Below are 15,487 nucleotides of genomic sequence, written 5' to 3' on the forward strand. Positions count from 1 at the left end.
GTATCATAAACAACAAACAAAAACTATTATGAAACACAACTTAAACAACACTGAAGAATTAGAACTGAAAAGAGAAATCATCACATGTGAAAATGTTAAATGTGGTATCGCTAATAAAGACAATACAATTTTAGGTGACACGCTGACAATGACCAGTACCATGACAGGTTTCGCTATTTAACCAATTAAAAAAATTATCCATTATGAAAAAGTATGAATTTAACCCAGAAATTAATGAAGAAGATTTTCGCCCCTTTATGGATGATGAGTTAGGAATGATCTTGGGTGGCGGGGGCGAAGAACAATTTCTTCACTATTTAAAAGAAGAACACCGTAATCAGTTCGACCAGAACGACGGCAGTTTTCAAAAGTTTAATCACTGATTACGTTGGCCACGTAGTTAGCATTAATAAACCCTCCTTAATACGCACACCGGTTAGCGCAGTTAAATGGGAAAACAAATTAATCAAATCAATTAAATCATTTTAAAAATTAAACATCATGAAAAAAGTTAATTTATCAGACAAAGTACAATTAGACAAAGAAATCATTTCAAAATTGAGCGAAGATCAATTAAAAGAAATTGAAGGTGGAAATGCAGCAGAATTCTCTTGCGTTTCGGATTCTTGCAAAAACAACACTAAAGCTTCTTTAGAAGAAGAATTAGGAGGATAAAAAACCTTTAAAGAGTGTGCCGTCTAGACCTCGGCGCACTCTTTATTAATCAAATCAATACTCATCATGCTTTAATGTTACCTCAATGCATTGGGTAATGGCCTAAGCAATCAGATTAAATCATATTAAACAATTAACATGAAAAAGGTAAAGTTATTAAATAAAGCGCAATTAGAGAAAGAAATTATATCAGAACTAAGTGAAGATCAGCTTAAAGAGGTTCAGGGTGGCAATGCCATCGAATTTTCTTGCTGGGCAGATTCTTGCAAAGGGCCTGTAAAAGAAGATCAGGATACCCTCGGTGACTAACGACCCTACCTATTAAACTACCTCAATAATATCAGCGCTATGAAAAAGAGAAAAAAAGCCTATGTCACGCATTTAACGCTTCTATTCCTCCTTATACTTTTATCGGGCATTAATTTCGCCTATGCACAGGGAAAAATAAAGGGAAGGGTTATCGACGATAAAAAAACAGGCATTCCCTATTCTAGTGTTGCTTTGTGGAATGCAGACGGCACTGCACTGGTAAAAGGTGCAATTACCACCCTTGAAGGACGATTTACCGTGGATACAAAACCAGGTGAATATACCATAATATTAAGTAATATGGGCTTTATCAAATCAACAAAAAAAGTTGTACTTACAGCCGATAAAGATTTAGAACTGGGCGATATTATGCTTAATGCCGATATCCAGAACCTGCAAGAAGTGAAAATTGTAGGCAGCAAGCCCTTTATACAGCAAAAAACAGACAGGATTATACTAAATGTTGGCGAAAGCGTACTGGCCGCAGGTAACGATGCCTACAGCATTATCGGTATGGCACCTTCCGTGCAGATGAGCAATGGAAATATCTCTATGGAAGGCAAATCCAACGTATTAATTATACTGGATGGGAAGAAAATTCCCAACGCTACATTATCCAATATATTAAGCGCTATACCTGGCGATCAGATCGACCGCATAGAACTGATTACTAACCCATCATCAAGATATGATGCAAGTGCAAGTGGAGGTGTAATTGAAATTTTTACAAAAAGAAGCAAAAAACTAGGCTGGACAGCCAATACAGGCGGTAACCTTACCCAGGGTTACAGGTTTGGCGGTGGTGCAAATGCCGGCTTAAGAATTGGTGCCCCAAAATTAGATTTTACCTTAAACGGCAGTTATAACAAACGTGGCCATATAGAAAGAGGTTACGATAACAGGGTACTTTTTCAGGGCGTAAACCGTGTGGGTAATTTTAACCAAACCATCGATATCTCAGATGGTGCAGCTGCAGATGGCAGTATTAACGCCAGCTTAAATTATTATATCAATAAGAAAAATACCATTGGCGCCGATTATACTTTTGTTAAAGTACACATGTACGGCAAAGGCGATGTTGATGCATTAATCAGTCAGCCCAACAATTTTAGCAAAGTAAATACCTTTAATAATCTGGACCTGAAGGTTGATTTTGCCAATTATGATGTGTTTTATAAACTGGATCTGGATACCCTTGGATCTAACCTGTTGCTAACAGCCAATTACACCAACTACATCAGCAACCAGAACCAACAGTTTAACCAGGATAAATTTAACAATGGCGCTACAACGCCTGATGTTTCATTGTTCAGAAATAAAGCCTCATCCAACTACGATATCTATACCACTTCGTTAGATTATACACAAAATCTAAATTCGGCATTAAAACTGGAGAGTGGTTTAAAATATACTTACACCACTAACAGCAGTCGTCAAAACCCTGCTAATTTTGTCAATAACCAATGGCAGGAAACCGGTGGTGTTTTTAACAACCTTGGTTATAAAGAACAGATTCCCGCTGCTTACCTTAACCTCAATTACGAATTAGGGAAGTTTAATTTTCAGGCGGGTTTAAGGGGCGAGTTTACCCAGTATTCGGTGGTAATGGGCTTAGATTCTAATTATTTTAACCTGTTCCCTAATGTTAGGGCTGATTATAAAGTAAATAAAAACTATACTACATCGCTGGCTTATGCTAAAACCATCAACCGCCCGTCTTATGATGACCTGATCCCTTATGAACTTTATATCGATAATTATACACTTACCAGGGGTAATGCCCTGTTAAGACCAGAATATCAGCACGCTTTTACATGGTCTAATTTATACAAAAAGTATAGCCTGCGTTTCGGGTATACCCAAACCGAAGATGCCATTATGAGTACCATTTTGTACGATCAGAACACGTTGAAATTTATAAAAACAAAGGCAAATTTCCTTAAAAACCACCTGGTAAGCGCCAGCTTTGGTTTCCCGGTCAAGTTTGCCAAATGGTGGAATTCTAATAACCGCTTATCAGGTTATTACCAGAACATCCGTTTCCCTGATCCTGTAGCAAATGCCAACATCATGATACGGGCAAAGTATTATTTCACCATTAGCTCAAACCATACCTTTAAAATTTCGCCAACAGTTTCCGGTGAGCTTTCTGCCTCGTACGAATCGCCTACCATTTCGGGCCTTTACAATTACGAGGGATACTCAAACGTAACAGCAGGCATCAGGAAAAAGATATTTAAAAACCAGGGGTTTATCAAGTTTGATGTAAGCGATATTTTTTACAAAAACAATCAACTACTGTCAACCAATATTGTACCCTTAATTACCGAAACCATACACCGCGTAGATACCAGAAGGGCAAGAATTGCTTTTGGCTACAATTTTGGCAAAATCGGTAACGACAGGCGTATACAAACAAACGGCAACAGCGACGAGCTGGGCAGGTTAAAATTATAATTATGGAAACAGCATCTACAAACTTGGGAAAAATGAATACAGAAGTGCTGTTGCCAGAAATTATTGATCTGGTAAACAGTCTCGCCCTTAATACCCTACCTAATTTTGGTGTAGGCCATGGTAAAGGCGGAGCTATTTTGTTAAACTGCTTATATGCCAGCTATACAAAAAACGAAATTTATTATACTGCCGCAGAGCGGTTTTTAGAGGCCGCCTTTGATGACCTTAATCCATCAAAATATAAATCGACATTAACCTCCAACTATTACCTGGATATTGCCGAATTCGGCAACTTGTTGATTTATTTGGAAAACGAAGGCCATATCGAAGAAGATTATATTTCCTTTAAACGTCAGGTTGATGATTTATTGACCGGAAAAGTAAAAGACAACATTGCAGAGCGCAACTTTGGGATGTCTAAGGGAGCCATTGGGATAGGTTTTTACCTCATTAACAGGGCACCATCATCAACAATAGCCAGAAATGCGGTACTGCAGATTCTTAATGCGCTCGATGAACTAAAAGAGGGTAATACGGAAACAGGTTATTTCTGGACCACGCACTATTTTAGCGAACCAAGGGTGTATACCGGCCTTGCCCATGGGGTAGCAATGGTAATCAATTTTTTATCTTCAGTTTACGAAGCGGGCATTGAAACCGTAAAATGCGCAGAATTGATGCGTTACGGTTTAAAGTTTCTGCTACAGAACCGTATGAACAGCCAGTTGTTCACCTCTGCTTTTCCACTTTGGATTAAAGAACACGAAAAAATAGTTAATCATTGTTTAGTGTATGGCGATATTGGCACATGTTACGCAATCATTAGGGCGGCTAAAATTTTAAATGAGCAAAATTACCTGGCAGAAGGCATCCGGATTGCTCTCGATACCGTTAAAAGGAAAACCGTAGAGGAGACTTTTTTAAACGATGCTTCTGTAAAATATGGCGTGTGTTCACCCATTTTAATTTATAACAGAATTTACCAGCTTACCGGAATCGAAACTTTTAATGAGGCTTCGGCTTACTGGCTGGCACAGATTCCGTCGTATGCTACCGGGCAGAACAAATACTTAGGCTTTAAATCTTTTTTCTTCGGTGAGTACGATAATGCACAACTCGATTTAAACTTTGGTTTAATCGGTATTGCCTTAACCATCATGCAATCTGCATCAGATCAGTATAATATCAATCAGTTTACCTGGCTCCATTAATTATGAAATTCAGCTGTATAATACTAGATGACGAACCACTTGCCCAGGAGCAGGTAGAAGCATATATATCGCAATGCGATGAGCTTGTTTTATTGGGAAAAGTAAGCAGCATGCAGGGCTTAGAGCGCATGTTAAACGCACATAAAGCCGATATTTTATTTTTAGACATTAAATTCAGGGGTGGAGACATAAACCAGATTGCAAAACTAAAGATTAAAGACTATATTATAATCGTTATTACGGCGCTCTCTCACAAACATTTAGAGGATTATAATTTAAAGTTTGCCCGGGACATATTGTTTAAACCATTCTCTCTTGAGAGTTTTAAAGAAAGCCTTAATAAAGTTATTCCACTTAAAGCTGTAAAATAAAAACTTAACCATGGGAAACAACATCAAGCCTTTCGATTTTTACTTAATGCGCCTTCCTGCCGAAAGCATGCAGTCTGTTTTAGCCTTAAACCAAATAGAAAATCGCAGCACTTTTATACAGGAAGTATACAACAGATACCAATCTGGAGAACTGCAGGACGCCATTTACCTGGCCAGCCCTGAGTTGTATGCCGAAGTAATAAAATGGCTTGATGGCCCTGCTGATGCCATAGATGATAAATTGTTGGTTACCCTTTATAAATATTTATTAAGGATGGGCACCAGGGCAACTCCTTATGGCCTTTTTTCTGGCTACAATACCGGAAAGATTACTGAAAATGCCACTGAATTAAAGCTAAAAGCACCCGAAAACCGCTTAACCAAATACACCCGTTTGGATATGAATTATGTTTCCGAACTGGTTCGTTCTTTACTAGGTAACGAAAATATCAAAGCCAAACTGATTTTTAAGGTAAACAACAGTTTATATAAAATTGGCGGCGTTTACCGCTATTTTGAGTACAAATTCATCAATAAAAAGCGTCATTATTACGTAGTAGCCATTAAACATTCCAAATATATCCAGTGTTTGATAGAAAAAGCCGAAGCAGGTGCAAGTTATCAGTTTTTGCTCGATGAGCTAACACTACTTAACCTCAGTATTGAAGATGCCAAAAACTACCTCGACCGCGTAATTGATGCCCAGATACTGGTATCCGAACTTGAACCAACGGTTACGGGCGACGAGTTTTACAAGAAACTAATCCATATTCTTAAAAGCAATAATCCCGATCATCAGGGTATTTTGGCTTTAACTGCCATTGAAACGCACCTGCTCGAACCAGAAGATTTTGTAAAAACCTGCACGGAGATCCATCACATTATAAAAGAAAACTTTCCGTTATCGCATGCCAAAGACCTGGTGCAAACCGACCTCCATATCGGGATGGATCATAACAACATCAACATCGGGGTAATGGATACGCTTGCAGCCGAACTGCAGTCGCTTTCCGTTTTAAACGAAAATAAAACGCCACCGCGTATCAAAAGTTTCCTCAAAAAATTTACCGAACGCTACGAAGACCAGGAGATTGAACTGTTAGAAGCGCTTGATAACGATGCCGGAGTGGGTTATGATAAAGCCGGCACGGGGAATAATAACCATGCCCCTCTGGTTGATGATTTAATTTTGAACAATACCGCTACGGCAAAAAACATCAGCTGGACCAATTACAGGGAACTGGTTTTTAATAAGTTTTTAGAAAGCACCAAAAACCATGGCAGTCCTGTTGTTTTAACTGATCATGATTTAAATGCCATTGATAAAAAAGAACAAAAGGTTATCCCGTCAACTTTTTATGCCATTGGCAGTTTGGTAAGTAAGAATACCGAAAGCCTCGATAGTGGTGATTTTAAATTTAACCTCAGCGCTTGCTGCGGTCCTTCTGCGTTGCCTTTATTGGCCAGGTTTGCACAAAACGATAATATTTTATCGCAAAAACTGAAAGAATGTTCGCTGTTCGAAGAAAAAAATATAGAAGGTGCCGTAATTGCCGAAATTGTGCACCTGCCCGATTCAAGGGTGGGCAACATCTTACAGCGCCCTCAGTTAAGGGAGTATGAAATCCCTTTTCTGGGTAACTCATCACTCCCGGCCGATAAGCAAATCCCGGTTTCCGATTTAATGATCTCGGTAAGCAATAACGAAATTAAACTGCGTTCGAAACGCCTCAACAAAATTGTAGTTCCAAGGCTCTCTTCGGCGCATAATTATAACAATGGAATAGCCGTGTATAAATTTTTATGCGATCTGCAGAATCAACACGGTGCTTACAACATCAGCTGGGACTGGGGTACTTTAAACGATCAGCCTTATTTGCCAAGGGTAGAATATAAACACCTGGTGTTGGCGCGTGCACGATGGAAAATCACGCCTGATAATTATGCAGAAATAAAGGCCATTAACAGCCCGCAGCAGCTCGAACTTTTTTTAACAAAATACAGGCTACCTAATAAAGTGGTTTCAATAGAAGGCGACCGCGAGTTGCTGATCGATTTTAAAAGCGTTTTAGGCCTCGGGTTGCTCTTGCAAAACCTTAAAAAAAGCACCATAATATTATACGAATTTTTGCACGAAGATGATCATGCGCTAATGCGCGATCATGTAGGCGAAGCTTTTATAAACGAAGTGGTTATCCCTTTTCGCAAAGAAGAACCTGCCTTAAAACAGGTGAAAAGTATGCCATTTAACGCACACAATTTACCACGCAAGTTTAACCTGGGCTCTGAGTGGACTTTTGTTAAAATATATTGCGGGTCTAAATGGGCTGAAAAAATTTTAACGGATTATATGTTGCCCCTGATTAACAGCTCAACCAAAGAAGGCTTGATCGAAAAATGGTTTTTCATACGGTACCACGATCCTGAAGGACATTTAAGGATTCGTTTTCTGCATCACAACCAGCCCGAAACCATGGCCGATATTGTTAAACGCATTAATGCCGGTTTAAAACAGCTGGCCGAAGAACGCATTGTACACAAAATTCAGTACGATACCTACAAGCAGGAGGTAGAACGTTACGGAACCCGTACCATGGCCTTTAGCGAATCGATATTTTATTATGATAGTAAAGCCACCATCAATTTCCTGAATATGATTGAGGGTGAAGAAGGCGAATATTATCGCTGGTTGTTTGCTGCACGCAGTGTTGATTTTTTACTAAGCGATTTTGGTTTAAACGATCAGCAGAAGCTCGAAATCGCCACCAGGATGCAACAAGCCTTCCATTACGAATTTGGCGGGAATGATGGCCTTAACGTGCAGCTTAACAATAAGTACAGGGCCATCAGTAAAGCGCTGCACGGCTTTTTAAGCGGTGCAGACGATACAGCAGAGGTTGCAGAAGCGGTTAACCTTTTCAAAACGCGATCATTAGAAAATACAGCAGCTTATCAGTCCATAAAAATGGACTATGCCTTGCAGTATCCGGATCACGATCTTGATGCCGAACTGACAGAAATTCTTCCAAGTTACATCCACATGTTGCTGAACCGGATTTTTGTAACCAAACAGCGCATGCACGAACTCGTTATTTACCATTACCTGGCCAAACACTATCAAAGTGTAATTGCCCGCAACAAGCAAAAAATTGTAACCTCTAAAATGTACTGATATGGATAAGACAGAACACGTTTACAGCGCAGAAATTAAAGAAATTGTCGGCGAACCTCCAAAATGGCTGCTAAAATCGGGCGGCGGAAGTCTGCTTTTACTATTACTGCTGTTGGGGGCATTATCGGCCTTTACCCGTTATCCGGATAAAAAGATTATCGCTGTTCAGATTTACCGCGGGCAGCATGCTTTTATCTTTTCTAAAAGTTCAAATGTAAAGGAGTTTTTAAAATCATCCGGCGCACCGGTGAAAAAAGGGGAAGCCATTGCCTTAGCCGATAGCAATGGCACAAGTAAAACCATCAGGGCACCCTTTACCGGTAAACTGTTTTATGATGAGGGTGCATTAACCAGTACGGCAAAAACCGATACCCTGGCTATGCTGGTGCCTTCTAACGGGGTTTTTAAATTTAAAGGCGAAATCAGTACCGAATACGCACGCTTATTAAGCAATGCACAGGGCACAGCCTTTAAAATAGAACCCAATAATCAGGTAGCAAAAGGCCTTGAAATATATGGTAAACTTACTGCCCTTGGCCCCTTAAAAGCCAATAATATGCTCGATTTTACCGGTACAATCGAAGCTGCTTCCGGAACGATTCTCGATCAAAACTATGTGGCCATTTTAAATTTAGATGCCAAACTTACTTTAGTGCTCGAGAATAAAACCGTACTCGCCCGCATACTTCATTAATCATTTTTAAGGCCAAAACGTTCAAAAATAAGATCTTTATATTGTTTGCCTATAGGCAGTTTATCACTTACATCATGCAACTCTGCCATGTTGCCACTAATAAATTTTAAGCTGTTGATGTTGATGATATACGATTTTTGTATCCGGATAAACTGTTCTTCCGGAAGCTGGTCTTCTACCCGTTTCATGGTAAGGTGCGTAATAATACTACGGTCTTTTAGTACCACTTTAATATAGTCTTTCATCGCCTCAATGTAGCAGATTTCATCAAAAAGTACGCGGTGCAGTTTGTGCCCATCTTTTACGAAAAGATATTTAGACTGATCGGTGGCCGGTTTATTGTTTTTCTGCTGGCTCATGGTTAAACACTTGTTTACCGCCTTGAAAAAACGCTCAAAAGAAAAAGGTTTAACAATATAATCAACCGCATCAAGCTCAAAACCTTCTACAGCATAGCTTGCATAAGCTGTTATAAAGATTACATAGGGGCGGTGTTGCAACATTTTAATCAATTCAATGCCATTTACTTCGGGCATGTGGATATCAGAGAAAAGTACATCAATCTGTTCTCTTTGTAGTATTTCTATCGCTTCGAAAACGTGTTTGCAGCTGCCTGCCAGTTCAAGAAATGGAATTTTTGATATATATTCTTCCAGGGTTTCGCGGGCCAAAGGCTCGTCGTCAATAATTAAACATTTAAGCGTCATAGCGTTATTTGGATAGGAGGATGAAGTTTGGTTATTTAAGATTCAGTTTTAATGTTACGGTATATTCGTTTGGCTCGTTCCTGATCATCAGTTCGTGTTGGTTAGGATAATGGATTAACAGCCTTTTTTTAATGTTGGCAATCCCGAGGCCACCAAATTTTGTTTTTGCAAGCCTGTGGGTACAGCTGTTGGCCACCTCAAAATAAAGCTGTTCGTCAAAAACTTTGATTTTGATCCTGATCCATGCCGATTCTATACTGGCATCGGGACCGTGTTTAAAAGCATTTTCTATAAACGGAAATATAATAAGCGGTACAATGCGCAATGGTTTTTCGGGCTTATCTATATCAAGGTCAATCTCTACCTCATCGCCATACCTGATACTTTCCAGCTCGAGGTAATCCCTGATGAATTCAATTTCGCGCGATAACAGTACCTCCGGATCGTTCGATTCGTAGAGGGTATAACGCATTAAACCCGCCAGATGCAGCACCATTGGCCCTGTTTGCTCGTCTTTTTTGTTTACCATGCGGTAAATATTATTTAAGGTATTGAACAAAAAATGGGGGTTAATCTGTGCCTTTAAAAAGTTGATCTCCAGGTTCAGGTTATCGCGCTCAAGCGCAATACGTTTATTGCTCTGCGCCACAATAGATTTCATCAGTTTAATACTCAGCGGCGGGAACAGCAGGTATAAAAAATCCAGAAAATAAAACAGGAACATCTTAACCGTAAAGATCCCGATAAGGTGGTTATCTACCACAAAATTGGCATATAACATCAGTTTCGAATCGGGCGAAAGGTTGGCTTTTAAGTATAAGCAAACTAAAAAGGTAAGTGTTGCCCACCACAAATAACCTAGCACTACAAATAAAACGGTGGCAAAAAACTTCCCCTTAAATAGATACCGGTCGAGTATAAAATAAGCCCCTACATAAAAAATACTGGTTACGGCAACAAGGTCTTTGCCTACCAAAAACCAGCCCATTGTTTTATCGAACTTGCTGTAGCCGCGGTAATACATATAGCCGAGTAAAACCCATAAAAGGAGGTGTAGGGTAATCCTGACTGGGGTTGTATATTTAATATCCCATTCCAACTCTTGCACCCGCTTAAAATTCCCTTTGGCAGAACCTATAATATCCAATTTTGTAGTATTTAAATGTGATTTCGTCGAAAAAAAGCTGAAAGATAAATATATATTTTTTCTTTTGATATATAAGAAGGTTTTAGACTTTCCTATAATTAAATATTTACAAGAATGAAGATACAGCTCGCTAATTTTCCGCATTATAAACAGCACGATGTGATGGACTGTGGCCCTACATGTTTACAGATCATCACCAAGTTTTATGGTAAATTTTTCTCCATCCAAAAAATCCGCACACTGAGCCAGATCGGTAAAACGGGGGTATCGCTGTTAGGGATCAGCAAGGCGGCAGAGAAAATAGGTATCCAGTCTGTAGGAGGCAACATTACCTTCGAAAAGCTCGAAAACCGTGGGCAGCTGCCCTGTATTATCCATTGGCGTAAAAACCATTTTGTAGTGGTGTACAAAATCACCAAAAAGAAAGTCTACATATCCGATCCCGCCAGTGGTTTGCATGCTTATACACACGATGAGTTTTTAAATAACTGGGCTTACACTTCCATTAATCAAAAAGCAGCTGGTATAGCCTTATTATTAAGTCCAACAGCCGATTTTTACCTGACAGAAGAAGACCTTGTAGAAAAACGGGGCAGCATGGGCGTACTGCTTAAACACGTATTCCATTACAAAAAACTCCTCAAACAACTTGCTGCCGGCTTGCTTGCCGGTGCAGTAATCCAGCTCATATTCCCCTTCTTTACCAAGGCCCTAGTAGATGTGGGCGTAAAAGGAGATGATGTGCATTTTATTTATATCCTCCTGTTTGGCCAGTTGTTAATGACTTTGGGACAAACCTCTGTAGAACTTCTGCGCGGCTGGATATTGCTCCACATTACCGCAAGGGTTAACCTCGCCATTTTATCAAACTTTTTAAATAAGCTGTTAAGCCTTCCCCTATCATTTTTCGACACGAAACTTAACAGTGATATTTTACAGCGGATAGAAGACCACAAAAGGATCGAAAACCTTTTAACAGGCAGTACGCTCAATACCCTGTTTATGATGATTGCCTTTGTGGTTTTTAGCGTGGTACTCTTTATTTACAGCCCAACCATCTGTATGGTGTTTATTATTGGCAGTGCCATTTATTTTGCCTGGATTTACATCTTTATGGAGAAAAGGAAAAAGCTCGATTTTAAGCGTTTCGAATTATTGGCCCAGAACCGTGCAAAAACTTTACAGATTATAAACGGAATCCATGAGATAAAAATAAACGATTGTGGTACCAAAAAAATATGGGAATGGGAAGGCATACAGGCCAAGCTCTTTCGTTTAAATGTAAGCACGCTCTCCCTCAGCCAATACCAGCAGGTAGGCGCTACCTTTATTAACCAGGCTAAAAATATCCTTATTTTGTTTCTGGCTACACGTTTGGTGATCGATAAACAGGTAAGCCTGGGCGATATGATGGCCATTCAGTTTATTATCGGGCAAATGAATGCCCCAATTGTACAACTGGCTTCGTTTTTACAATCCTATCAGGATGCGCAGATCAGTATGGACAGACTGGAGCAGATCCAGCACCTGGAAGATGAAGAGTCACTGACTAAAAACTATACTTACAAAATGCCGCCCGGACGGAGTATCCACATTAAAAACATGAGTTTTATTTATCCAGGTGCCGGCAATAAACCGGTTTTAAATGATCTTGATTTTACCATCCCAGGGGGCAAAACCACCGCTATTGTAGGCAGTAGCGGAAGCGGTAAAACCACCATTTTAAAACTGTTACAAAGAATAAATGAACCTACATCGGGCGAAATTTATGTAGATAACCTGCCCTTTAGCATGATTAGCCCCAGGTTTTGGCGCCAGCACTGCGGTGTGGTGATGCAGGAAGGTTTTATTTTTTCTGATACCATTGCCAACAACATTGCCCTGAACGAAGAATTTACCGATCCGGCCGAGATGGACCGCGCCATTCATATTGCCAATATCGATCAGTATATTAAAACTCAGCCATTGGGCATTTATACTAAAATTGGCGAAGATGGTAAAGGCTTAAGCGGCGGACAGCGGCAACGGGTTTTAATTGCCCGTATGGTTTATAAAAATCCTGAATATATTTTCCTGGATGAAGCCACCAGCTCGCTCGATTCGTCAAACGAAAAGGTCATTATGGAACGTTTGTATAACTTTTTCGAAGGTAAAACCGTACTTATTGTTGCGCACCGTTTAAGCACCGTTAAAAATGCCGATAACATCCTGGTGCTCGATAACGGCAATGTGGTAGAACAGGGCGACCATAGCGCGCTGGTTGCCAAACGCGGTTATTATTACGAACTGATCAAAAATCAACTGGAGTTAGGAAATTAATCATCAGGCCATGAAAAAAGCAACTATATCATTTATCGAAACCTTAAGCTTGAACGAACAGCATAAAATAGCAGATAAATTTGCCAAACCACAGCGGGGCGTATTTAGTACCTTATTAAATGCCGAAGCAGTGAAAAAAATGGGGCACGAAATGAACAACCGCATTTCTGAAATAGCCGATACCTATTTTAAGGCTGTGGTATTGTGCCGGAAAAATAAAATTACCGAAGCACTTACGGTATTACTGCAGGGCGATGCAGCTTACGAAAACTTTGAGGACGAACCCCAACAGGTAATCAATCTTTTTAAAATATCGGCCTGGGCAAATTACCATTATAAAGCCGGGCAGTTTAAACCGGGTATTGATTTATTGGTTTCCGGTTTATCGTTAAGTGCCAAACTAGAAGCCACAGGTTACGAAGTATTGCAGTTTAGGCGGATAGAGCAATTACAGAACATCTGCAGGATTTTGTTCAGCAGTAAAAAATACCTGGAAGGTTTTACTTTAATGCGCTCGGTAATCCGGTTTATCATCAGCGGAAATACCGACGGATTATATACCAGGGAATGGAACCATAAAAAGTTTACCCAAATCAGGCAGATGATGGAAAATACCCTCGATTCGGTATTTCTACAATTGGCTATTTTAAACAGTACGGCTCAGGAAACACCATTTGGCGATCTGTTTTACTACGATTTCTTTTTTAAGGAGTTATTGGAAACCATGGAAACCGATACCTATAACCGCAGCATTCTCTACAACTGGATGTACGTAAAAGCCTCTTATTTTAAAGAAGGACAGGAAGCTTTTTTAAACAACATCAGCATCTTTTTAAAAGACGAAGAAATTTCGCCTGATTATAACAAACTAAAAGAAAACCTACTGTTACAAAGTATCCGGGTTTTAGCACAACACGAATGCGAAGATTTAAAAAAGGTACAGGAAAGTGTTTCCCTATACCTTAACAATTTACAGGCTGTTGCTGTGTAAAGTTTAATGGCTCTTCTTCAGCCTGTGGTTTTTCCACGGGCGGTTTTACTTCTTTCTTTAACCTACTTGCGCCAAAGCCACATAATACTACAAAAATGATTGCATACGATAACCAAATTAAACGGGTTTGCAGGTATCTATTATTGGAGATGTATTTTGCTAAAATTATGGGTGAAAGCTTTTTTAAAACCCTTGTAGTGTCGGTAGGATATGGGCCCGCAGCTGTAAAAAATTCATGATCCTTTACAAAACCTTTATACCATACTTTACCCAACGAATAGCTGGTTAGGGTATCTGATAGATTAATCTTTCTTTGACGCTGTAACTTTTTAAGATCTAATGGGATTATTGTAGCATTAGCAATTTGTGCATTACATTTTACAGGTTCGTAATGATCTTCATTCCAATACATACATTTCTCATCAGCATTAGGCATTCTAACTGAAGAGGTGCTATTTTCCCAAGCTACAAAAGAAGTGGTTCCAACAAATAGTAAAATAATACAGGCAATGGTGATGTAGCGGGGTGAGAAACGATATTCATAAACTGGATCCTCAGGGCGATGTACATTTATGGGGCTGCCTGTGTCTTTATCTCCTTCATTAATTTTTACAGAAGGAGTGGTTGATTTAACCACAGGCTCCTTTTTTCCTTTATTTTCTGTTTCACCAATCAGTTTATTAGTATTTGATTCTTTTATTTCCTTTTCTACCTCTTTTTTTTTGTCTAATTCTTCAATTATATTATACCCTCCATTTTCAAGCTTCTGCTCTCCTTTATCATTATCTCTAATTATCTCATTCTTTATTTCTTCCAATTCAACATCAGTTGCTCCTATAATTTCTTCTATTTCATTTTGGTGCTCCCCATCAAAACTTTTATAATAAGTTGTACTTGGTCTAGGCTGAAAATCTATTAACCAAGCTAAAAGTTCACTATTCTTTTCATCAGTTCTCTTTGTTGCACCATTTATATGATTTAGCAACGGTCTAAAATCACCAGGATCGGCTTTTGATAAAATCAAGGAGATATTATCCATCTTGTCTTTATCAAAAAAGCCCGAGAATACGTCTTTAGCTTCATCACTAGCATCATACTTCTTAAGGCACTCCTTTTTTAGTTTTACTACAGTTGGCTTTAATAGGTTCAAATGGAGCTTCCTTTCTTCACATTTCTTTTTATAGGTAGCTAATACTAAGTCTTGATAATCTTCAGGCATTTTCAAAAAATTTAGCATAAAAGTAAAAACGGTATTTCAGGAATTTTTACGGTTTTCCGGAATCCAAAAGAATTAAAAAAGTATTTCATGTAGAATAGGAATTATCTGGCAATTAGCTTTTTGAACCCGCCATCTTTGTTCAACAATTAGTTCAAGCGGCGATTCAATATTTAAATCTAAGCAAAAAATTAATTTATTAAAAGAGTAGAAATCGC

At 39.1% G+C, this 15,487-nt stretch carries 14 protein-coding genes; 11 read left to right on the forward strand and 3 right to left on the reverse strand.

Features of this window, described 5'->3' with window-relative positions; all coding sequences use genetic code 11:
* Positions 1–28: 28 nt before the first annotated feature.
* The 9 genes from IM793_RS00880 to IM793_RS00920 all read left to right on the forward strand — a co-directional run bounded on the left by IM793_RS00880 (position 29) and on the right by IM793_RS00920 (position 8,889).
* Entirely contained in the window at positions 29–181 is a 153-nt protein-coding gene (locus IM793_RS00880; protein WP_193419306.1) for a hypothetical protein, read from the forward strand.
* A 22-nt stretch (positions 182–203) separates the two neighbouring features.
* Positions 204–383 carry a hypothetical protein gene (locus IM793_RS00885; protein ID WP_193419307.1) on the forward strand — a complete coding sequence of 60 codons (180 nt, stop codon included), beginning with the start codon at positions 204–206 and terminating at the stop codon, positions 381–383.
* Positions 384–501: 118 nt separating this feature from the next.
* Complete coding sequence (locus tag IM793_RS00890) at positions 502–675, forward strand: class I lanthipeptide (protein WP_193419308.1); 174 nt, start codon at positions 502–504, stop codon at positions 673–675.
* A 138-nt stretch (positions 676–813) separates the two neighbouring features.
* Positions 814–984 carry a class I lanthipeptide gene (locus IM793_RS00895; RefSeq protein WP_193419309.1) on the forward strand — a complete coding sequence of 57 codons (171 nt, stop codon included), beginning with the start codon at positions 814–816 and terminating at the stop codon, positions 982–984.
* A 39-nt stretch (positions 985–1,023) separates the two neighbouring features.
* Entirely contained in the window at positions 1,024–3,441 is a 2,418-nt protein-coding gene (locus IM793_RS00900; protein ID WP_193419310.1) for an outer membrane beta-barrel protein, read from the forward strand.
* Between the two features lie 2 nt (positions 3,442–3,443).
* Positions 3,444–4,652 (forward strand): lanthionine synthetase LanC family protein, encoded by a 1,209-nt coding sequence (locus tag IM793_RS00905; protein ID WP_193419311.1) that lies wholly within the window; start codon positions 3,444–3,446, stop codon positions 4,650–4,652.
* A gap of 2 nt (positions 4,653–4,654) precedes the next feature.
* Positions 4,655–5,023 (forward strand): LytTR family DNA-binding domain-containing protein, encoded by a 369-nt coding sequence (locus IM793_RS00910; protein WP_193419312.1) that lies wholly within the window; start codon positions 4,655–4,657, stop codon positions 5,021–5,023.
* Positions 5,024–5,033: 10 nt separating this feature from the next.
* Positions 5,034–8,195 carry a lantibiotic dehydratase gene (locus IM793_RS00915; protein WP_193419313.1) on the forward strand — a complete coding sequence of 1,054 codons (3,162 nt, stop codon included), beginning with the start codon at positions 5,034–5,036 and terminating at the stop codon, positions 8,193–8,195.
* A gap of 1 nt (position 8,196) precedes the next feature.
* Complete coding sequence (locus IM793_RS00920; protein ID WP_193419314.1) at positions 8,197–8,889, forward strand: hypothetical protein; 693 nt, start codon at positions 8,197–8,199, stop codon at positions 8,887–8,889.
* Here the strand turns inward: IM793_RS00920 and IM793_RS00925 are convergent.
* Both IM793_RS00925 and IM793_RS00930 read right to left on the reverse strand, forming a co-directional pair.
* Positions 8,886–9,596, reverse strand: a complete 711-nt coding sequence (locus tag IM793_RS00925; RefSeq protein ID WP_193419315.1) for a LytTR family DNA-binding domain-containing protein — start codon at positions 9,594–9,596, stop codon at positions 8,886–8,888. The two genes, IM793_RS00920 and IM793_RS00925, sit on opposite strands and share 4 nt — an antisense overlap.
* 31 nt (positions 9,597–9,627) lie before the next feature.
* Complete coding sequence (locus IM793_RS00930) at positions 9,628–10,743, reverse strand: sensor histidine kinase (protein WP_193419316.1); 1,116 nt, start codon at positions 10,741–10,743, stop codon at positions 9,628–9,630.
* Between the two features lie 114 nt (positions 10,744–10,857).
* On the opposite strand from IM793_RS00930, the gene IM793_RS00935 reads away from it, so the two are divergent.
* Positions 10,858–13,062, forward strand: a complete 2,205-nt coding sequence (locus IM793_RS00935; RefSeq protein ID WP_193419317.1) for a peptidase domain-containing ABC transporter — start codon at positions 10,858–10,860, stop codon at positions 13,060–13,062.
* A gap of 10 nt (positions 13,063–13,072) precedes the next feature.
* Positions 13,073–14,053 carry a hypothetical protein gene (locus IM793_RS00940; protein ID WP_193419318.1) on the forward strand — a complete coding sequence of 327 codons (981 nt, stop codon included), beginning with the start codon at positions 13,073–13,075 and terminating at the stop codon, positions 14,051–14,053.
* Here IM793_RS00940 and IM793_RS00945 read toward each other — a convergent pair.
* Positions 14,025–15,272, reverse strand: coding sequence for a hypothetical protein (locus IM793_RS00945; RefSeq protein ID WP_193419319.1), 1,248 nt, complete (start codon positions 15,270–15,272; stop codon positions 14,025–14,027). The two genes, IM793_RS00940 and IM793_RS00945, sit on opposite strands and share 29 nt — an antisense overlap.
* Between the last annotated feature and the right edge of the window lie 215 nt (positions 15,273–15,487).

Origin of the sequence: Pedobacter sp. MR2016-19, assembly GCF_014947265.1 — a bacterium.
In the GTDB taxonomy this organism is placed as follows: domain Bacteria; phylum Bacteroidota; class Bacteroidia; order Sphingobacteriales; family Sphingobacteriaceae; genus Pedobacter.